The organism is Candidatus Eisenbacteria bacterium (genome assembly GCA_016235265.1).
Lineage (GTDB): Bacteria > Eisenbacteria > RBG-16-71-46 > RBG-16-71-46 > JACRLI01 > JACRLI01.
The window spans coordinates 186,642-206,131 of the sequence record JACRLI010000015.1; the positions used below are offsets into that span (position 1 = coordinate 186,642).

Genomic DNA, 19,490 nt, shown 5'->3' on the forward strand with positions numbered 1-19,490 from the left:
ATCGCAACGGACGTGCCACGGGCCCGCGAGCGGCCGGGGACGGCCCCGGGCGGCGCGCCCATGTGCCGAATTCGCTGGGAGAGGCGCGGCGGGGGCGCAGGTGTGGAGGTCCCGGCCCCCGAGGGCGTGGCGGGGCTGTCGGGGCCGCGGGGGCAGGAACAAATTGACCGCGGGCGGCAAATTCTGCCGCCCGAAGCCCGGCCGGCGCGTGCAATAATGCGAAGCCACGAAACGAGGTCCGGGATGACCAGAACGCGCACCCTGGTATATCCGACAGCGTTCTTCTTCACCGCCGTGTGGCTGCTCGCCGTGGTGCAGGGCTTTCGACAGCCCTACACCGGGGCGGCGGTGCAGAGCGGCCGCGTGGACATGGTGGAGCCCGGCGGGCCCGCGGACCTCGCGGGGGGCACCCCCCGGCGCGCGAGATCACCTGGCAGGCGCTGCTGGCCCTCTCCGGCCTGGCGCTCATCCTGCTGGGCCTGTGGGTCCACCGCCGCAGGCCGCAGCCCGCGACCGCGCTGTTCCTGCTGCTGTCGGTGCTCCTGGCGCTCATCTTCAAGCCCTCCCTGCAGCTGCCCCCCGAGGTGCCCGCCCCCCTGGAGGAGTGGGTGCTGCAGGCGGCGCAGCTGGGCTTCCCGCCCCTGCTGATCCACTTCGTGATGCTCTTCCCGCCGCGCGCCGGCGGGCCGCAACCCTCGAGGCGGCGCCTGGCCGCGGTGTACCTGCCGGCGGTGGCGCTGCTGCTGGTGAACGGCAGCGTGGCCACGGCGGCGCTGGCCGCCCCGGGGGAGTACCACCGGGCGCTGGAGGCGGCCCAGGGGGTGGCGGCGCTCTACTTCCTGGGCGCGCTCGCGGTGGCATCGGCGCTGCTGCTGCGCACCTACCGGCGCGTGCGCACCACGGTGGAGCGCAACCGGATGCGGGTGGCGCTGTGGGGAACGCTGGTGGGCCTGCTGCCGCCGGCTTTGACCACGGTGGCCCTGATGTGGGTGCCGCTGTCGGCGGTGCCTTGGAGCCGCTACGCCTCGCTCTCGCTGTTGCTGGTCCCGGCCGCGTTCGCCGACGCCGCGGTGCGGCACCGGCTCTTCGATTTCGAGGTGGCGTTCAAGCGGGGCCTGGTCTACAGCACGCTGGCCGCCGCCTCGCTGGCGGTGTACGTGCTGCTGGCGCAGGTCGCCGGGCGGTGGCTCTCGCGGGCCACGCACCTGCCGGACCTGGTGTGGCCGGCGCTCTCGGTGTTCGCCGCCGGGCTGCTGTTCGCGCCCGCGCGGGCGCGGCTCTCCACCGCGGTGGACCAGCTCTTCCTGCGCGGCCCATTCGACTACCGCGCGGCGCTGCTGCGCCTCACCCACGAACTGGCCCGCGTGCCCACCGTGGACGCCCTGATGGAGCGGGGCTTCCCGGGCCTGCTGGCGGCGCTGGGGCTCAAGCAGCTGGCCTTCTATCATGGAAGCGCGCCCGAAGCGCTGCGGCTGCGCCGCGCCGTGCCGGCGGACGCCGACCCCCCCGCCGAACTGTGCGTGCCCCCGGACTGCGCGCTGGCCGGCCTGGATGAGGCGGCGCCGTGGGACCCCGACACCGCCGCATGGAGCGGGTTGCCTTTGGAATCCCGGCGCGCGCTCGACGCCATGCGCGCCTGCGCCCTGGCGCCGCTGCGCCTCGATGGGCGGCTGGTGGGGCTGTGGGTGCTGGGACCTCGCGCCGCGGGCCCGTGGTACGAGCCCGCCGATCTCGAGTTGCTCACCGGGCTTTCCGACCAGACGTCGCGCGCGCTGGACCGCGAGAGGGCGCAGCGGGAGGCCGAGACCCAGGCCCACCTCAAGCGCGAGTTGCTGGTGGCCCGGCACCTGCAGCGCATGCTGGTGCCGGCCCACACCCCGATCTACCCCACCTTGGACCTGGCCAGCGCCAGCCTGCCCTGCGAAGAGGTCGGGGGCGACTACTTCGATTTCATGCCGCAGGGCGACCACCGCTTCGGGTTCGTGATCGCCGACAGTTCCGGCAAGGGAGTGCCCGCCGCGCTCCTGATGGCCGGCCTGCAGGCCCAGTTCCGCGCCGAGGCGCCGCGCCATCCCAGCCCCGGGGAGCTGCTGGCCCTGCTCAACGCCCGGGTGCGCCCGGAGGACGATCCCCGCAGGTACGTGGCCCTCTTCTACGCGCAGGTGGACGTGCGCGAGCGGCGCATCCGCTACGCCAACGGCGGGCACCCGCCGCCCATGCTGCTGCGCGCCAGCGGCTCGGTGGAACGGCTGAACGAGGGCGGCCTGCTGCTGGGAGTGTCCCCGGATGCCGGCTACCCGGAGGGCGAACTACAGCTGGAGCGCGGCGACCTGCTGGTGTTCTACACCGACGGGGTGGTCGAAGAACGCTCGGGCGACGATTTCTATGGCGACGGCCGGCTGGAATCCGCCCTGGCCCGGCACCGCCACCTGCGCGCCCACCGCCTGGTGGACCGGGTCATCGAAGACGTGCAAGCTTTTAGCGGTGCGCCACTTGGAGACGACGTCACGGTCGTGGCGATGAAGTTCCTCTAAGCTCTCCGGCCCCCAATCCCCGTTGGCCCCATCCATGCAATCCCCCCTTCAGAGTCCGGTGCTTTCTGCCGATACCCCAGGTGACGCCCCCGGTCGCATTGCGCCGGCACCCTGGCCAATGGAGGTGACGCTCAACCCGGAAGGCGAAGCCGGTAGACTACCGGTCCTCTGCCACGGCCCCAACCGAAACCGGACCCGCCTCACCTCGCCTGGACCCCTGCGACGGCGGGCCCCTCGAGCAGCCTGGGACACGGGTGAAGAGCCCGTCCCTGGAGGGAACCATGGATCCGGTCATTCTAGGGCTCCTGATCGACATCTTCTGGTGGCTGCACCGCTAGCCGGAAGGTGACCCGAAGGCAGAGACGCCGGGGAAATTCCCTGATCCCCGGCGCACACCGGAGTGCGCGACGGCCGCGGGACGGCCCCGCACGCTCACGATGAATCCGGAAACCCCGACCGCACGGAAGCGGCCGGGGTTTCGCGTTTGGGGCGAATGGCGGGAGGCTTCGCGCCGCCGCGCCTGCCCGCCGCTACTCCCTGCCCCCCCTCTCCGCTACACTGGCCCCGCGATGGATCCCTTCGACCAGACCTCCCGCCTTCTCGCGGAATGCCGGGAACTGCAGCAATCGCTGCGCCGCTTCAGGACTCTGCGCGCGCTGCTCGCCGCCCCGGAAGGACCCGGGCTGCGGGCCCGCCTGGCGCGCGTGCTCGGCCACGTGAGGCTGCATGTGCCGACCGCCGGAGGGCCGCGACCCGGAGCGCCCGGCCCGGTTGCGTCGCTGCCGCCCGGGGATCCGGCGACTGCCGCGGCGCCGGATTCCCCGAAACCAGTGCGAGCCGTCCACTGGAACATCGAGAAGGCCCTGCGCCGCGCCGGCATCGAGCGGGCGCTGCGGGAGGAGCCCGGGCTCGCGGACGCGGACCTGGTGTTGCTCAACGAAGTGGATGTGGGCATGGCGCGCTCCGGCAACCTCGACGTGGCCGCCTCTCTGGGCGCGGCGCTGGGGCGGTTCGCGGCGTGGGCCCCGATGTTCCTGGAAATCACCGCGGGGCGCGACGACGATGTGGCCGCCGCCGGCGGACGTGGGAATGCGGAAGGCCTCCTGGGCCTGGCGGGGCTGTCGCGATGGCCGCTGGGCGCGGTCCGCGTTGTGGAGCTTCCCTCTCCCTCCGAATTCCAGTTCGAGGTCGAGCGCATGTTCGGCCGGCACGTGGCGCTGGTGGCGGAGGTGCTGCGCCCCGGCGCGCCATTCGTGGCCGTCGCCGCGCACCTGGAAGTGCACCGCGGGCGCGCCCACCGCGCGGCGCAGGTGCGGGCCGCGGCGGAGGCGCTGCGGGGCGAGACCCGCCCGGTGATCCTGGGCGGCGACTTCAACACCCACACATTCGACCGGGGCGTGCCCCTGGCTTCGTTGCGCGCGGGCCTGCCGCTGCTGCTGGCCCCGGAAGCCGCGCTGGAGCGCCGCTTCGTGAGGCCCTTCGAGGGGCGCACGCGCGAGTTCCTGTTCGACGAGCTGCGGGACGCGGGTTTCGCGTGGGAGCCGTTCACCGACTTCGCGCCCACCCTGCGGCTGCGCTTCGAGCGCGTGCGTGAGGCCCGCGGGTTGTCCACGCTGCTGGGGCCGTTCCGGAACGCGGTGCTCGCGAGGATGGAGCGGCGGGCGCTGCTGAAGCTGGATTGGTTCGCGGGCCGCGGATGGAGCGGCGGGCGCGGGTGGACGGTGGTGGGGCTGGACGGGCCGGAGGGGCTCTCGGATCACGCCCCGGTGGGTGCGGAGTTTCGCTGAGGCGGCCGTGAGCGGTGTGGCGCGGCCGGCGCCGCTCGCGTGCTCCATCCGGCGCGGGGCGCGCCGTCGCGGGCACGGGCCCCGTCAGCCGGCGCGCAACCCGGTGAGAAACGCCCCCGCCGCGCGGGCGGCGCCCTCCGGTCCGGCGGCGTCCATGCGCTTGAGCAGCGCCGAGCCCACGATCACCGCGTCCGCCAGGCCGGTGAACCGGCCCACGTGCGCGGCACTCTCGATGCCGAAGCCCACGGCGACCGGCAGCGGCGTCATGGCGCGCAATCCGCGCAGCAGCTCCTCCAGGCCCGCGGCGGCCTCGCCCTTGCCGGTGACCCCGGTGCGGCTCACCACGTACACGTAGCCGCCCGCGCCTTCCAGGATCCGCCGCAGCCGCCCGGGGCGGGTGAGCGGAGTGACCAGGCGCACCGCGCCCACGCCGGCGTCGCGCAGCGCGTCCCACACCTCCGGCAGCTCGTCGGGAGGCACGTCGGTGAGGATGACCCCGTCCACCCCCGACTCCGCGGCACGGCGCGCGAACGCCCCGGCGCCGAAACGCAGCAGCGGGTTGGCGTAGGTCATCATCACGATCGGCAGGGCGCAGCGGGCGTGGATCTCGGCAGCCATGGCCAGCGAGCGCTCCACGGTCATGCCGTGGCCCAGCGCCACCTGCGAGGAGGCCTGGATCACCGGCCCGTCGGCGATGGGATCGGAAAACGGGATGCCCAGCTCGAGCGCGGCGGCCCCGGCCGCGGCCAGTGCCACGGCGGCGTCCACGGTTCGCGCGGGGTCGGGGTGGCCTGCGGTCAGGAACGGCACCAAAGCGGGACGGCCCCCCGGGGAGCAGACCCGGAGAGCCGTCTCGAGACGCGCCGCGGGCATCAGCGCGGGAACATCGAGACCGGGTCGGTCTCGTACCCCAGCGGCGTGTAGCGCGGGTTCCAGGTGCCCGGCATGCGCTGGTACTGGATGGTGATCAGCGAGTGCTCGCCGGCCTTGTAGCTCAAGTTGACGTCGTGCAGGAACAGCCCCGGCTTGGCGGAGTAGCCGAAGTACGAGCCGCTGGACATGAACAGGTTGCCCACCCCCACCGACATGGTGAGCGGGCCCGAGGCGCGGTAGTTGAGGCGGGTGACGTTCAGTCCCTGGGAGAGCGTGCCGCCGCCGCCCGACATCACCGAAAAGGTGGTCTCGTTGGTGATCTTGAAGCGGCTGGGGTCCAGCGCCCCCAGGAGCGAGCGCGAGCCCGAACCCGAATAGCCCGCCGGCGAGCCCTGCTCCGACGAACGGCCGAACATGTCCAGCCCGCTGCGCGAAAGGTAGGTGTCCTCCGCGCGCGCGGTGGTGGCGCAGGCGGCGAGAACCACGAGAATTGCCAGGCAGCGCTTCATGGGTTTGCGTTCCTCCCTGGAAGACCGGAGGCCAGGCCCCGGCCGACACATCCTCTAGATTAGGTCAGGCTGGCCGGGCAAGTCAACGGCCAGGGAATCGGGACCCCGGGAGGTCGGCTGGGGTCGCCGCGGCGTAATCGCCGCTGCCGCAACGTCCGGAAGGGCGCAGACTCCCCCGGGGCCGTCGCGGCCGGTACTGAATAGGACGCGCGAGACGACCGCGGGGTTCCCCCGGAAACGCCCCGGCCCCCGGCGCGCAGGACGGGGGCCGCAGGCGGAATGGGACGGGCGGCCCGCGAAGGCCGCCCGCGCAGTGACGTCCAGGCGAGCCGGCGACCTACTCGTCGACGGCCTGGACCTCGATGACGAGGTTGATCCGCACCTTCTGCCCCGGCTTCAGCCCCGAGAGGCTCACCGGGATGGTAAAGGTGCGGTCCACCGGTGCGGGCCCGGCTTCGCCGTGGGCCGCCGCGACCGGGGCTCCAACCTCGTGGTGCAACTCGACGACTTCGGCCTGCAGCTTCGGGTACGGCGCCTGCGAGCCGGCGCCCGGGCGACCGCCGATGCTCTCCGGCAAGTCGCGGCTGCCGAACCCCTCGCGGAAGTCGGGCAGGTCCAGCGGACGGTCGTCGGAGGGCGGGGGCAGCTCGTCCGCCTGCACGGCGGCCGCCTCCTCCAACGATGCGGACACCGCGGGCGGCTCGAACACTGTGGCCGGCTCCGGCCGGGTCACCACCGCCGGCGGCGCGCACGTCTCCACCGCGGTGGCCGCGAAGCCGGCGGATTCCGCCTGCTGCCGCGCGGCAAACTCAGACACTCCCACCGCCTCGACGGACTCCTGGACCGGGGGCGCGACGCCATTGCCCTTGCCGGTCTTGAGCCACGTGGCGAACCGCTCCGCGAGCGACGGAGCCCGCCGGGAAGCAGCCGCGGAGTACATGGACGCCTCCGCCGGGGAAGCGCCGTACGTGGAGGCGTCCGCTGAAGCGGCCGCGGCCATCGCCGCGCCTGCGCCCGCGGCCGAAGCCATCGCCGGCTCCGGTTCGGGCACCGCCGGCTGCGGGGGCGGCGCCGGTGCCAGTGGCTGGCTCTCCCGCACCCCTGGCGCGGCGGCCGCCGGGGCGGGATCGAAGACCGCCGGAGCGGGAGCCTGGATCTCGGGCCGGCTCGTCTCGCGGACGGCCGGCGCCGGCGCGTGGGACGCGGAAGCGGCCTCGAAGGCCACCGGCTCGGGCTCCGGCAGGGATCGCGCCGGCGCCGGCGCGGACGCCGCCGGCGGGGCGGAAGGAGAAGCGGGCGCGGAAGCCATGGGACGCGCTTCGCCGGCGGACATCGCCGACGAACTGCGCGCGCCGAGCTTCAGCTCCCGGTTCAGGTTCTCGAGCAGCAGCCGCGACACGCCGCGGAAAGTCTCGAACACTCCGTCACCCTTGACCGCCACCGCCTCGAACCACGGCACGCCCTTGGGGTTGAGCTCGCGGTTGAGCTCTTCGACGGTGTAGACATCCGGCAGGTCGCGCTTGTTGTACTGGATCACCCAGGGCACCTGGTCCAGGGACAGGTTGTACTCGGCCAGGTTGTCCACCAGGTTCTGCAGGCTGTCCAGGTTCTCCTGCATCCGGCCGCGCTCCGAGTCGGCCACGAACACGATGGCGTCGGCCCCCCGCAGCACCAGCTTGCGGGTGGCGTTGTAGAACACCTGCCCCGGCACGGTGTAGAGCATGAACCGGGTCTTGAAGCCGGAGATCTCGCCCAGGTCAATGGGCAGCAGGTCGAAGAACAGCGTGCGGTCGTTCTGGGTCTTCATCGAGACCATCTTGCCGCGGCTGGTGGACGGGATGGCGCCGTAGATGAACTCGAGGTTGGTGGTCTTGCCGGAGAGCCCGGTGCCGTAATAGACCAGCTTGGCGTTGATTTCGCGGCCCGAATAACTTACGACAACCACAAAGCCTCCTTGCGAGATGCGGCCCGCCCGGCGGTGCGTGAGGCCGGTGCTCGCCTGCGATGCGAATCGGCAGCCTTCAGCGGGATTGGGCGCATTGGGCGCGGATTCCCTGCCCTGAAGATTCGCACCATTCGTGCCAGCCTCCCGGTCGTTGGGAGCGCGGACTTTGCAGGCGGCTTTCGCGGGTTTCGTCGAGCCGGGACGCGCAAACTGCACGGGGAACCGGGCAGACTCGCGATCGCCCCGCGACCGTCAGCTGGCCATGGCCGCGACGGCGCTCCGGCGAATCCAGATTCCTTCCTTCTCCTTGAGCTGCGGGCCCCCCTCCAGGCGGGCGTCGGGCGCGGTGTAGTGCGAGAGGAAGATCCGCTTGAGCTCCGGGTAGTGCTCGGTCGGGAAGTAGCGACACACGCGCGTGACCATGCCGTCGGTGTCCGAATAGACGTAGAGCGTGACCTCGGTCACCCGGTCGAACGTGTTCTGGCTGTACGCGACCTCGGGGGACTCCTCGAGGTCGAGCCACAGCGAGGCGCCACAGTTGCGGACCTCGAAGCCGTGCTTGTGGACCATCAGGTATTCCCACAAGCCGAAGATTTCCATCGGGATGTAGCGGGAGCTCGGTGCGGACCGGCCGCTGCTGACTTCGCAGCGAACGAGCTTCTGGCTGGGCATGGGTCTTCCTCCTTGAAAGACCGACATTGGGCGGGCGCCCGGTTACGGTGTCGCACTATAGCCAGAGCCGGCGATAAGTGTCAACGAGGGGTATGGCCCGCCGGCGGCTCCCGGCCGGCCCCCCCCGACCGGGCGGAGCGGGAGACGGGGCGCGGCCGCGGCTGCGCGAACGCCCCCGCTGGGCTATGATGGCCGGGTTCTGTGCCGTCCGATGAGCAGCGCCCAACCCACGGGAGAGGAAGCAGCGATGTCGAGCGCAATCGAGGGTCTGAAGCCGGAACTGGTCTGGAAGTACTTCGCCGGGCTGTCGAAGATTCCCCGCGGATCGAAGAACGAAGCGGCCGCGGGCGCGTGGGTCCTGAAGGTGGCGAAGCAGCTGGGGCTGGAAGCGCGCCAGGACCGCTGGGGTAACGTGGTGGCGCGCAAGCCGGCCTCGCCCGGTCGCGAACGGACGCCCTCGGTGTGCCTGCAGGGCCACCTGGACATGGTGTGCGAGAAGCGTCCCGATCTCAAACACGACTTCCTCAAGGACCCGCTGAACCTGGTGCGCGACGGGGAGTGGCTGCGGGCCGACGGCACCACGCTGGGAGCCGACAACGGCATCGCGGTGGCCTCGGCGCTGGCGATCATGGAGGACCGCTCCCTGGAGCACGGCCCGCTGGAATTCCTGTTCACGGTGGACGAGGAGACCGGCCTGACCGGGGCCAAGGGGCTGGAGCCCGGCTTCGTGACCAGCCGCATCCTGCTGAATCTCGACTCCGAGGAGGAGACCGCGCTGTTCGTCGGCTGCTCCGGCGGGCGCGACACCAACGGGAACTGGGCCCTCGAGTGGGACGCGGCCCCCGCGGGCTCCGTGGCCCTTGAGATCACCGTGGGAGGGCTGCGGGGCGGCCACTCGGGCCTGGAGATCGACAAGGGCCGCGGCAACGCCATCAAGATCCTGGGCCGCGCGCTGCGCCTGGCGGGGGAATCCGGAGCGCGGCTGGCGCGCATGGACGGCGGCAACAAGCGCAACGCGATCCCGCGCGACGCGGTGGCGCTGGTGTGGGTTCCGAAGGCGAAGCTGGCGGGCGCGACCGCCGCGCTGGAGGAGTTCGACCGCGTGGCGCGCGCGGAGCTGGCCACCGTGGAGCCCGGGTTGCGGGTGACCGCCACGGCGGTGAAGACGCGCGGCGGAAAGGTATTCCGGCGCCCGCTGCAGAAGAAGCTGCTGCAGGTGATCTCGGGGCTGCCCCACGGCGTCATCAAGATGAGCGCGGAGATCTCGTGGCTGGTGGAGACCTCCACCAACGTGGCGGTCATCGCCACCGGCAAGAAGTCGGTGTCCCTGGCCACCAGCCAGCGCAGCTCGGTGGCGTCCGAGATCCAGGAGATCGGCGACACGGTGGTGGCGGTGCTCGAGCTGGGCGGGGCCGAGGTGCATGTCTCCGACGGTTACCCGGGCTGGAAGCCCAACCTGGACTCGCCCATCCTCAAGACCGCGGCAGGCACCTACCGCCGGCTGCGCGGCAGCGAGCCGGACGTGAAGGCGGTCCACGCCGGCCTGGAGTGCGGCATCATCGGGGAGCGCTACCCCGGAATGGACATGGTCTCGTTCGGCCCGGTGCTGGAGTCGGTGCACTCGCCGGAGGAGCGCATCCACGTCGGCTCGGTGGGGCGGTTCTACGAGTTCCTGCTGGCGATCCTGAAGGACGTGAAGTAGGCGGCGCGGACGGCAGTGGCGGGGCGCCGGGGTCGTCCGGCTGCGCGAACCGCACTGGCGGGGGCGCCGGGCCGGTCCGGGTGCGCGGACGGCGCTGGCGGGGCGCCGGGGTCGTCCGGCTGCGCCGGATCGACGCCCGGCGCTGCCACCGACCTGTATCTGCGGAGATGATGCTGAAGCGCTACGCGGTGCGCATCCTCCGGCTTCGGCCTGCGGTCGCCAGGGCGACCAGCACCGGCACGGCTGCCAGGTAGAACCACGGCGCGCCCAGGGCCACCGACTCCTTCCACGCACCCATGTAGTCCAGCGGCGGCACCTGGTTGAGCGGGCCGAAGTACCACAGCAGCGTGTAGACAGCCTCGAAGGCGCGCGGCGTGTTGCTCCACGCGCCCAGCGCCAGCGCCAGCGAGGGCACGAACGCGGCCCCGGCGAGGAACGCCCCCACGCCCGCGGCGTCCCCCGCCATCGCCAGCCTCACCCCCACCCCGGCCCCGGCGGCCAGCGCCAGCAGGAACCCGGCCAGCCAGGTGGCCGGAAGCTGCCTCAGGAGCGGATGGGGACCGGAGAAGATCATCCCCGAGACACCGTGGCGCACTTCGCGGGCACCCATGGAGGACCACGCGGCCAGCGGCCAGATCCAGGCGGCCACCAGGATGCTGCGGCGCGAAATGTCCGGCGGCATCGCGAAGCCGGCCACCAGCAGTCCCAGGGCGACGAGCCGCCACCACTTCGGCTGGGAGCGGTACAGCAGCGTCAGCTCCGCGCGCAGCAGCGCGAACAGCCGGCCGCGCGACGGCGCCGGCCCCAGCGGCGTCAGGCGCGCGGGCGCGACGACGTCCATGAGCGCTCCCGGGCCGGCCTCGGGCACGCCCTCCGCGGGCTCACCGCCCCCGGCGGCGGGCCCCCGGCGCCCACCACGGCGCGCCGCGGGATCGAAGCGATCGAAGAACACCGCGGCCAGCAATGCCACTCCCAGCGCCACGCCCACCCACATCAACCGCTCCAGCATCAACGCGCCGGTCCAGCGCACCCCCTCCCACACGAAGGTCTGCACCGGGACCGCCCCGGAGTAGCCGATCAGGAAGCCGCCCTGGTAGGACGGGTACGCCGCTCGACACGCGGCGCCCATGCTGGAATACAGCAGTCGGATTCCCTGCATGTCCCAGCCTGTGAAGAGCGCCACCGAGATCGAGGTGGCCCACAGCCCCGCGTAGATGGCGTTGCCCGCGCTCCCGGAGAGACCCGGGGCGCACTCGAAGAACACCGCCAGCGCCGCGGTGACCGCCATCGCCGGAAGAGCGATCAGCAGGAACGGGTTCAGCAGCGGCCACCAGTCCACGTGCGCCGACTCGCCGCGGATCCCCTGCATCGCCAGCGCGGCCAGCGCCAGCACCGCGACCATCGAGGCCAGCGTCAGGAAGTTGCTCAACATCTTCGCCAGCGTGTAGAGCGGCCGGCGCATCGGCGTGGCCGCCAGGATCTGCCCCACGCCGGTGATCCGGTCGCGCTCGACGCTGTTCCGCACCACGTAGAAACCGGCCAGCGAGAGCATGGTGGTGACCACCGTGGCCATCAGCCCGCCGATCCAGGCGGAGTTGTACTCGCCGCGGTAGTGGTCCAGCCGAAGCATGAACTGGCCGGCGTTCACCGAGTAGCCCAGCCACGCGGCCAGCGCCAGCGTGACCAGGAAGGCGTGCCGGCGCACCCGCTCCAGGAAGTCGGCCCGCACCATGCGCAGGAGGATGCGGGCGGTCTTCACGCCCGGGCCTCGCGGCGCGTCGCGGTCCACAACAGGTAGGCGTCCTCCAGTGTCGGCGGGACCTGCCGCGCGCCGGGGCCCGGGGGCCCGTCCGAGACCAGGCGCAGGTGCACCCCGTCGCCGCGGCGCACCGCGCCGCTGATGCGCAGGCGCGCGCGGGCCGCCGCCAGCTCCGAGCTGGGGATCACCCACTCCCATGCGCGGCCCTCGCTGCCGCGCAGCAATTCCTCGGGCGAGGCGTGCGCCAGCAGCGTCCCGCGGTCCAGGATGGCGATCTCGGTGGCCACCGCCTCCACGTCCGAGACGATGTGGGTGGAGAGGATCACGATGCGCTCTCCGGAGAGATCCGAGAGCAGGTTGCGGAAGCGCGCGCGCTCCTCGGGGTCCAGCCCGGAGGTGGGCTCGTCCACGATGAGCAGCTTCGGGTCGTTGAGCAGCGCCTGCGCGATGCCCACGCGCTGCCGCATCCCGCCGGAGAAGGAGCCCAGCGGTTGCCGCAGCACCCCCGCCAGGTTGGTGAGCTGCACCAGCTCTTCGATGCGGCGGCGCGCGGCGCGCCCGTCGAGGCCCTTCACCGCGGCCATGTATTCCAGGAACTCGCGCGCGTTGAGATTGGGATACACGCCGAAGTCCTGCGGCAGGTATCCCAGGGCCGAGCGCAGGCCGTCGGGGTGGGCCACGATGTCCGTGCCATCCCAGGTCACCGAGCCCTCGGTGGGCCGCGTGATGGTGGCCAGGATGCGCATCAGTGTGGATTTCCCTGCCCCGTTGGGCCCCAGCAGTCCCAGCACGCCGGGGCCGAGGTCCAGGCTGAAGCCGCGGAGGCCCCAGACGTTTCCGGGGTAGCGCTTGCCGACGTCGCGGATTTCGAGGTTCAAGGCGGCCTCCGTGGAAGGGGCTCGACTCGTCGGACGGGCATCGGGGAACGACTCTTGGAAACCGGGCGAGCCCGGCCCTGGCGAAAGAGCGGGGACATGATAGCTGACGAGCGGATTGGCCCGGGGGTTTCAATGTCCGGGCGCGGGCATCGGCCCGGCCGCGTCACGGTCCCGCCCCATCAGGGCCCGGCTGCCATCACGGCCCGCCACACATCACGGCCCCCATCACGGCCCACCGCCTTGACTTCCCCCTCCCCCCTTCATACCTTGACCGGGTGAATCCCGATCTCCCCCGCGGCCCGGCCGGCCGTCTCGCCCTCGCCGCCTATCATCTCGTGGGCCTGCCGTGCGCGGCGCTGCTGCACGCCGTCCCCGTGGCGACCGTGCGCGTGTTCTCGGCGTGCGCAGACGCCGCCGACCCGTCAGCGGTCCGCTGCTTCCTGTCCAACCTCGAGCGCGTGGCACCGCGGCTCACCGCCGCGCGGCGCCGGAGCGTGGCGCGAAGCATGCAACGGGCGCGCGTGCGCACCATCCTCGAGATGATCGCGGCGCCGGCCCGGAGTGCCTCCTGGCTGCGGCGCCAGGTCCAGGTGCACGGGCTGGAGGCGCTCCGCGCGAGCGCATCTTCCGGTGCCGGGGCAGTGGTGGTCTGGAATCACGTGGGCATCCCCGACGTCGGGATCCGCACCCTCGCCGCGCACGGACTGCCCACGACCGCGCACGCCGACCGGCCGCTGGGGCCGCTGCTGTGGCGGGGAGTGATCCGCTCCCGCGCCGGCCAGGGAGTGCACTACCGCCCCCGCACCTCGGGCACCGCGCCGCTGCTGGAGGCGCTGCGCCGCGGGGAACTCGCCGGCATCGCCTGGGACGGGTACCAGCCGCGGGGTGAGCGGGATGCGGCTCGCGGCCTGGACGCCGCCGTGGCGCTGTCGAGGCGTTCAGGCGCGCCCCTGTGGCGCGCCCGATGCCTGCCGACGGACCACGGTTTCGAGCTCTTCCTCGAGGGCCCGGTCGCCGCACCCCGCGGCGCGGCCTGCACGCTGCGGCTCAAGCGTGCCCTGGTGGAGGCGGAGGGCCGGCTGATCGCCACGCACCTGGACCACTGGGGCCTGTGTCGCGAACTGCGCTGGGACGAGCCCGCCGCCTTCGGCGCGGAACCGGCCCGGAGGGCCGACAGCCCTGCCACGGCCCGCCCATGCGAGCCGGCCCGCTCTGCCCCGGAGACCACGCCGTGCGCATCGCGATCGTAACCCAATCCTTCTACCCGCGCCTCGGCGGGCTCACCGAGCACACCGCGCACACCGCGCGCGAGTTGATGCGCCGCGGCCACGACGTGACGGTGATCACCGGCGCGCCCTCGGAGCCACGCGAGGTGGCCACAGATTTCCGCTGCGTGCGCCTGGGCCGCAACATGTCGGTGCCGATGCTGGGCGGCGTGTCCGACGTGGCCATCGGACGGGGCCTGCGCCAGGACCTCTCGCGGCTGCTCACGCCGGGCAACTTCGACGTGGTGCACGTGCACTCGCCGTTCATCCCCACGCTGCCGCTGTTCGCCTGCGACGCCAGCCGCGTGCCGGTGGTGGGCCACTTCCATTCGTACGCCCGGCGACACTGGCTGATGGCCGCGTGGCGCCCCTACCTCCGGCCCCGCTACCGCGCCCTCACGCGGCGCCTGGCGGTGAGCCCCGCGGCGCTGGAGTTCCTGGGCCGTTACTTCGACACCGCGGGCGTGCGCGTGGTGCCCAGCGGCGTGGACCCCAACCGCTTCCATCCCGAAGTGCCCGCCTACTCGCGGCTGCGGGACGGGCGCGTGAACCTGCTCTTCGTGGGCCGCCTGGAGCCGCGCAAGGGCCTGCAGGTACTGCTTTCGGCGCTGCGCCGGCTCAACCTGGGCGACCGCGTGCGGCTGCTGGTGGTGGGCGACGGACCGCTGCGCGAGCCGCTGATGGCCCAGGCCGCCTTCGCCCGCTGCGAGGTGCTGTTCCTGCGCAGCGTGAGCCCCGAGCTGCTGCCACGTTTCTATGCCTCGGCCGACATCTTCTGCGCGCCGGCCACCCGCAACGAGAGCTTCGGGATCGTGCTGCTGGAAGCACTCGCCAGCGGGCTGCCGGTGCTGGCCACCGACATGCCCGGGTACCGCTACGTGGTGCGTCACGGCGTGGACGGCGTGCTGGTGGCCCGCCGGGGGGCGGCCGGCTGGGCCGACGCGCTGCGCTGGATCCTGGACGACGCGGCCACCCGCGAGACGCTGGCGCGCCGCGCCCGCGCCCGCGCCATGGAATTCGCCTGGCCGGTGGTCGTGGACCAGCTCGAGGAAGAGTACCGCGCCGCCGCGGGTCTGCCCGCGCCCGCCTCCCCGCGGGCGGCCGCGCCGCGGCCCTAGGGCCTCGGGACCGCCCCGGTGGTGGCCGCGCTCCTTTCCCCGCTCCGCTCCCGCCCCTTCCGCTGGCTGCTGGCCGGCCAGGCCTTCTCGCTCATCGGCGACCGGCTCAACTACCTCGCGCTGGTGGCGGTGCTTTCCGAGCGCACTTCCCAGTTCCGGACCGCCGGCGGCGCCGGCACACTCTCGGGCCTCGCGGTGGCGCTGCTGCTGCCCGCGGCGCTGCTGAGCCCGTGGGCCGCCGGTCGGATCGACCGCTGGGCGCGGCGGGACGTGATGATCCAGGCCGACGCGGCGCGCGCCGCCCTGACGCTGGGGCTGGCGTTCGCGGTTCCATGGCTGCCCACCTGGGGCGCGCTGACGCTGGTGGGCGTCGGGGCGGTGGCCAACGTGTTCTTCCTGCCCGCGCGGCTGGCCATCGTGCCCGAGCTGGTGCGCCAGGACGAGCTCAACCCGGCCAACGCCCTGGGCCTGCTCGCCTCGGTGCTGGCCACGCTGTTCGGAACCCTCCTGGGCGGGCCGCTGCTGGCGCTCATCGGCGTGCGGGGAGCGCTGATCGCGGACGCGGCCACGTTCGCGATCAGCGTGCTCACGCTGCTGCAGCTGCCGCGGCGGGCGGCGGCCGATGAGGACGCGACCGGAGGCCTCCTGCGGCCCGCGGCGCCGCCGGTGGAAGCCGGCGCCTCCACCCCCCCGACTCCGCGGCAGGCCCCCGGCGCCGCATCCCCACGCCCCCTGTGGCCCGGTGCCCGCGGTTTCGCCGAGCTCTTCCGCACCGAGCGCTCGGTGGCCGCCGCGCTGCTGATCTGGACCACCTGGATCGTGGGGGCGCTGCTGCACGTGTGCGGCACGCTGCGCATCCAGGAATTGAGCCCGCGGATCACCGACCTGCTGGCGCCGGCGCTGGCCGCCGTGGGCGGAGGCGGGGCCATCGGCGCGGCGTTCTTCGGCTCGCGGCTGCGCCGCGCGCGTTCGCTGCTCTCGGGCGTGGGGCTGTGGGTGGCGGCGGTGGGCCTGGGCCTGCTGGCCCTGGCGACCGATCCCGCGTGGATCGTGGCGGCCGCGTTCGTGACCGGCTTCGCCACCGCGCCCGTCTACATCCTGGCCGACACCGAGCTGATGGAGGCGCTGCCCGGCTCGGCCCGCGGCGGCGCGATGGCGGCGCGGGACTTCTTCTGCAAGGCGGGATTCCTGCTGGTGGCGCTGGGGCTGGGGCGGCTGGCGGGCCCGGCGTCCGCTCCGGGCTGGATCGCGGGGGGCGCGGTGGCGCTGGCGGCCCTGGGCGCCTACTACGCCGTGCGCCGCCCGCTGCGTTCCTAGAAGTACCTCTCCCCGCAGGCCAGGAACTCGTTCAGGGCCTCCCGAAAGTACGGCGTCCCCGACGCGATCTCCGGGCCCACCTCGCGGTTGTACATCTCCCACGAGCGCGCGATCTCGGCGGCCAGCAGCTTCACCAGCTTGCCGGTATCGTGGCCGGTGCGGCACTCCTCGGGGTGATAGGCCGCCAGGTCGCTGGCCAGCGCGCGCGCCAGGCTGCGCGCGTTTGCGTGCGAAGCATCCTGCGAACCGTTGGTGGGAAGACCGAAAGGCGAGGGATCGGTGTGGCCGTTGCGCTCCAGCGGACGGGGCCGCACTTCACCGATGGCGCCGCGCGCGGGACGCGCGCGCTCCAGGTCGGAGGACCACGTGGGCCGTGGCGCACCCTCGGCACCGGCCGGGGCTGCAGCCACGGCAGCTGCGGCTTCCGGAGTGGAAACGACGGCCGCGGCCGCGGCGGGTGTTGAAACCTGGACGTCGGGCGCGACCGCGCCCGGGGCGGCCGGCCGTTCCCCCGGCGGAACCGGGGCCGGCATTCGGGGCGAAGTCGCGGACGGAGTCACCCGCGGAACGATGGAAAACACCGCCCGGCAGTGCGGACACCGGGCGCGGACTCCCTGCGGCGGGACAAACCTGGCCAGCACCCGGTACTTGCGTCGGCAGTGCGGGCAGACGGTGAGGATGGTCGCGTTGTCGGACATGGTGCGCTGATTATCCAGTAAATCGGCCCGGGAGGGAACACCCCCGCGGGCCTCGGGAACATCGCAGGGTGGCCCCGCGACGGGCCCCTGCCCCGCCGCCACGGCCGCGCCCCCCAACCCACTCTCGTCGCGAATCCCGCGCGCCCTCCGCTCCGCGCTCACCCACTGCGGCCCGTGCAACAAGTCCGTCCGCATCAGCGGGGACCGGAACGAGCCCCGGAGCAGCGGCGGACGGCCGGACATGTGGGTCTCCTCTCAGGAAGACGTCGCGGTTGCCGCCAGGGGCCCGCGCTGCGCAAGAGTCCAGGCAGATCGCCCCCGGCGAGGATTCAACGCCGGAACTCTAGCGCGCCAGCCCCTTCCCGTCGAGAGCCAACCGCAGGGCCTTCCGCGCGCTAGGCGGTGGTCGCGAGCCGCCGCGCCCCGCGCACGCCTTCGAGCAACGCCCGCAACCCCGCATGCCCGGGCGCCACAAGCTCCGGATCCTCCCGCACCAGGATCGCCGCCTCCTCCCGCGCCGCCTCCAGCGCCGAAAGGTCGCGCGCCAGGTCCGCCAGCCGCAGTTCCGGCAGGCCGCTCTGGCGCGTGCCCGCCACCTCGCCCGGGCCCCGGAGCTTCAGGTCTTCCTCGGCGATCTTGAACCCGTCCTCCGTCTGCTCCAGCACGCGCAACCGCGCCAGCGCCTCCTGCCCCGCTTCCTCGGAGGGCAGCATCGCGAAAACGGAACCGTGCGGACCGCGCCCCACGCGCCCCCGCAACTGGTGCAGCTGCGACAACCCGAACAGCTCGGCCTGCTCCACCAGCATGAAGCACGCATTGGGCACGTCCACGCCGACCTCGATCACCGTGGTGGCCACCAGGACATCCAGCTCCCCGCGCCGGAAGGCGTCCATGGCGGTCTGCCGCTCCGCGGCCGGCAGCTGCCCGTGCGCCAGTCCGATGCGCAGGCGGCCCAAGCGCGGGTGGCGCCGCAGCTCCGCGCACATCCGGGTGGCCGCCTTGCGGCTGGAGCGGTCGCTCTCCTCCACCGCGGGGTACACTACGTAGGCCTGGCGCCCCTCCCGCACCCGCTCCTCCATGTACTCGTAGATGGACTCGCGCCGGTCATTGCTGGAGAGCCGGGTGCGCACCGGCTGGCGGCCCGGCGGCTTGCCGCGCATCGCGGTGACGTCCAGGTCGCCGTAGAGCGCCAGCGCCAGGGTGCGCGGGATGGGCGTGGCGGTGAGGATGAGCTGGTGGACGCCGCGCGCTTTGTCGGCCATGCGGGCGCGCTGCTCCACGCCGAAGCGATGCTGTTCGTCGATCACCGCCAGCGCCAGCGAGCGGAACCTCACGCGCTCCTCCAGCAGCGCGTGCGTGCCCACGGCCAGGTCCACCTCGCCGGCCTCCAGCGCCGCCAGCACCGTCCGGCGCTCCTTCGCCTTCATGGCCGAGACCACCAGCGCCACGCGCGTGCCCAGGGGGGCCATGAAGCGCTGCGCGGACGCGAAGTGCTGGCGGGCGAGGATCTCCGTGGGGGCCAGCACCGCCGCCTGGCGCCCGGCGGCCTGGGCCGCGGCGCAGGCGGTGAGCGCCACCACCGTCTTGCCGGAGCCCACGTCGCCCAGCAGCAGCCGCTGCATCGCATGGCCCGAACGCAGGTCGGCCCCGATGGCTTCCAGCGCCGCGTGCTGGGGCCCGGTCAGCATGAAGGGCAGCGCGTCCACGAAAGCCCGCGCGGCCGCGGCGGCGCAGTCCAGCACCGGCGAGGGGACGGAGCGCACCCGGGCCCTGCGCGTGAGCAGGGTCCACTGGAGGGCCAGGAATTCTTCGAACACGAATCGGTCGCGGGCTCGTGCCAGCCGCCCCCAGTCGGAAGGAAAGTGGATTTCGCGCAGCGCCTCCGCGGCGGGCATCAGGCTTCGGGCCGCCAGCAGGTCCGCGGGCAGCGCCTCCACGGGCGGCGCCAGGCCCTCGAGGGCCTGGCGGACCCAGCCGCGCATCGCCCGCTGGCTCAGGCCCGCGGTGCCGGGATAGAGCGGCACGATGCGGCCCAGGTGCAGCTGCTCGCGATCCTCGTCGCTGACCACTTCGAACTCGGGCCCCCGCAGCACCCCTTCGCGGCCGTACTCGGGGGTGCCCCACAGCATCACTTCCACCCCGGGGACCAGGATCCGGGACAGGTAGGACTGGTGGTAGAAGATGGCCGTCAGCGGGCCGGTGTCGTCCGCCACCCGGGCGACGAAGTCGGTCCGGCCGGACCGGGTGCGGCGGGCCTCGCCGCTCACCACCCGGACCAGCACCCCGGCGCGGTCGCCGGGGCGCAGCTGGGAGACCGGCACCAGGGTGGTCCGGTCCACGTGTCGGCGCGGGAAGTGGCGCGCCAGGTCGGCCGCCGTCTCGAGCCCCAACCGGGCCAGCAGGCGCGCCCGCTGCGGGCCCACCCCCTTCAGA

Annotated in this window: 13 protein-coding genes and 1 pseudogene; 6 read left to right on the forward strand and 8 right to left on the reverse strand. The window is 73.2% G+C overall.

From position 1 onward, the window contains the following. Positions 1-296: 296 nt before the first annotated feature. Entirely contained in the window at positions 297-2,534 is a 2,238-nt protein-coding gene (locus tag HZB25_08995; GenBank protein MBI5837369.1) for a SpoIIE family protein phosphatase, read from the forward strand. A gap of 830 nt (positions 2,535-3,364) precedes the next feature. Continuing rightward, positions 3,365-4,321, forward strand: coding sequence for an endonuclease/exonuclease/phosphatase family protein (locus HZB25_09000; protein MBI5837370.1), 957 nt, complete (start codon positions 3,365-3,367; stop codon positions 4,319-4,321). A gap of 84 nt (positions 4,322-4,405) precedes the next feature. On the opposite strand, the gene HZB25_09005 is transcribed toward HZB25_09000, so the two are convergent. From HZB25_09005 to HZB25_09020, 4 genes and pseudogenes are all read right to left on the reverse strand, one after another. Further along, positions 4,406-5,194, reverse strand: coding sequence for a tryptophan synthase subunit alpha (locus HZB25_09005; GenBank protein ID MBI5837371.1), 789 nt, complete (start codon positions 5,192-5,194; stop codon positions 4,406-4,408). Further along, positions 5,194-5,703, reverse strand: coding sequence for a hypothetical protein (locus tag HZB25_09010; protein MBI5837372.1), 510 nt, complete (start codon positions 5,701-5,703; stop codon positions 5,194-5,196). The genes HZB25_09005 and HZB25_09010 overlap by 1 nt, the downstream gene beginning before the upstream one ends. A gap of 1,381 nt (positions 5,704-7,084) precedes the next feature. Then, a pseudogene (locus tag HZB25_09015) lies at positions 7,085-7,648 on the reverse strand (GTPase domain-containing protein). A 252-nt stretch (positions 7,649-7,900) separates the two neighbouring features. Beyond that, positions 7,901-8,320 (reverse strand): hypothetical protein, encoded by a 420-nt coding sequence (locus HZB25_09020; GenBank protein MBI5837373.1) that lies wholly within the window; start codon positions 8,318-8,320, stop codon positions 7,901-7,903. A gap of 247 nt (positions 8,321-8,567) precedes the next feature. Between HZB25_09020 and HZB25_09025 the strand changes: the two genes are divergently transcribed. Then, a complete protein-coding gene (locus HZB25_09025) occupies positions 8,568-10,022 on the forward strand; it encodes an aminoacyl-histidine dipeptidase (protein ID MBI5837374.1) in 1,455 nt (484 codons plus the stop codon). Positions 10,023-10,203: 181 nt separating this feature from the next. Here HZB25_09025 and HZB25_09030 read toward each other — a convergent pair whose 3' ends face one another. Next, positions 10,204-11,781 carry a hypothetical protein gene (locus tag HZB25_09030; GenBank protein MBI5837375.1) on the reverse strand — a complete coding sequence of 526 codons (1,578 nt, stop codon included), beginning with the start codon at positions 11,779-11,781 and terminating at the stop codon, positions 10,204-10,206. Next, complete coding sequence (locus tag HZB25_09035) at positions 11,778-12,659, reverse strand: ABC transporter ATP-binding protein (protein ID MBI5837376.1); 882 nt, start codon at positions 12,657-12,659, stop codon at positions 11,778-11,780. The genes HZB25_09030 and HZB25_09035 overlap by 4 nt, the downstream gene beginning before the upstream one ends. Positions 12,660-12,934: 275 nt before the next feature. Here HZB25_09035 and HZB25_09040 point away from each other — a divergent pair, with 275 nt between their 5' ends. The 3 genes from HZB25_09040 to HZB25_09050 are packed head-to-tail and all read left to right on the forward strand — an operon-like array spanning position 12,935 to position 16,359. Beyond that, positions 12,935-13,909 carry a hypothetical protein gene (locus tag HZB25_09040; protein MBI5837377.1) on the forward strand — a complete coding sequence of 325 codons (975 nt, stop codon included), beginning with the start codon at positions 12,935-12,937 and terminating at the stop codon, positions 13,907-13,909. Further along, the gene (locus HZB25_09045) at positions 13,891-15,042 is read left to right on the forward strand and encodes a glycosyltransferase family 4 protein (protein MBI5837378.1); all 1,152 of its coding nucleotides are present in this window, start codon (positions 13,891-13,893) and stop codon (positions 15,040-15,042) included. Before HZB25_09040 ends, HZB25_09045 begins: the two co-directional genes overlap by 19 nt. Before the next feature lie 21 nt (positions 15,043-15,063). After that, positions 15,064-16,359, forward strand: coding sequence for an MFS transporter (locus HZB25_09050; GenBank protein ID MBI5837379.1), 1,296 nt, complete (start codon positions 15,064-15,066; stop codon positions 16,357-16,359). On the opposite strand, the gene HZB25_09055 is transcribed toward HZB25_09050, so the two are convergent. Both HZB25_09055 and recG read right to left on the reverse strand, forming a co-directional pair. Next, the gene (locus HZB25_09055; protein ID MBI5837380.1) at positions 16,356-17,057 is read right to left on the reverse strand and encodes a zinc-ribbon domain-containing protein; all 702 of its coding nucleotides are present in this window, start codon (positions 17,055-17,057) and stop codon (positions 16,356-16,358) included. The two genes, HZB25_09050 and HZB25_09055, sit on opposite strands and share 4 nt — an antisense overlap. Before the next feature lie 395 nt (positions 17,058-17,452). Continuing rightward, positions 17,453-19,480, reverse strand: a complete 2,028-nt coding sequence (gene recG / locus HZB25_09060) for an ATP-dependent DNA helicase RecG (protein MBI5837381.1) — start codon at positions 19,478-19,480, stop codon at positions 17,453-17,455. Positions 19,481-19,490 lie beyond the last annotated feature (10 nt).

Bases quoted from the DNA above. Each gene is read 5' to 3' on its own strand.
- HZB25_09005 (MBI5837371.1), bottom strand. From the start codon at position 5,194: ATGCCCGCGGCGCGTCTCGAGACGGCTCTCCGGGTCTGCTCCCCGGGG.
- HZB25_09010 (MBI5837372.1), bottom strand. From the start codon at position 5,703: ATGAAGCGCTGCCTGGCAATTCTCGTGGTTCTCGCCGCCTGCGCCACC.
- HZB25_09020 (MBI5837373.1), bottom strand. From the start codon at position 8,320: ATGCCCAGCCAGAAGCTCGTTCGCTGCGAAGTCAGCAGCGGCCGGTCC.
- HZB25_09025 (MBI5837374.1), top strand. From the start codon at position 8,568: ATGTCGAGCGCAATCGAGGGTCTGAAGCCGGAACTGGTCTGGAAGTAC.
- HZB25_09055 (MBI5837380.1), bottom strand. From the start codon at position 17,057: ATGTCCGACAACGCGACCATCCTCACCGTCTGCCCGCACTGCCGACGC.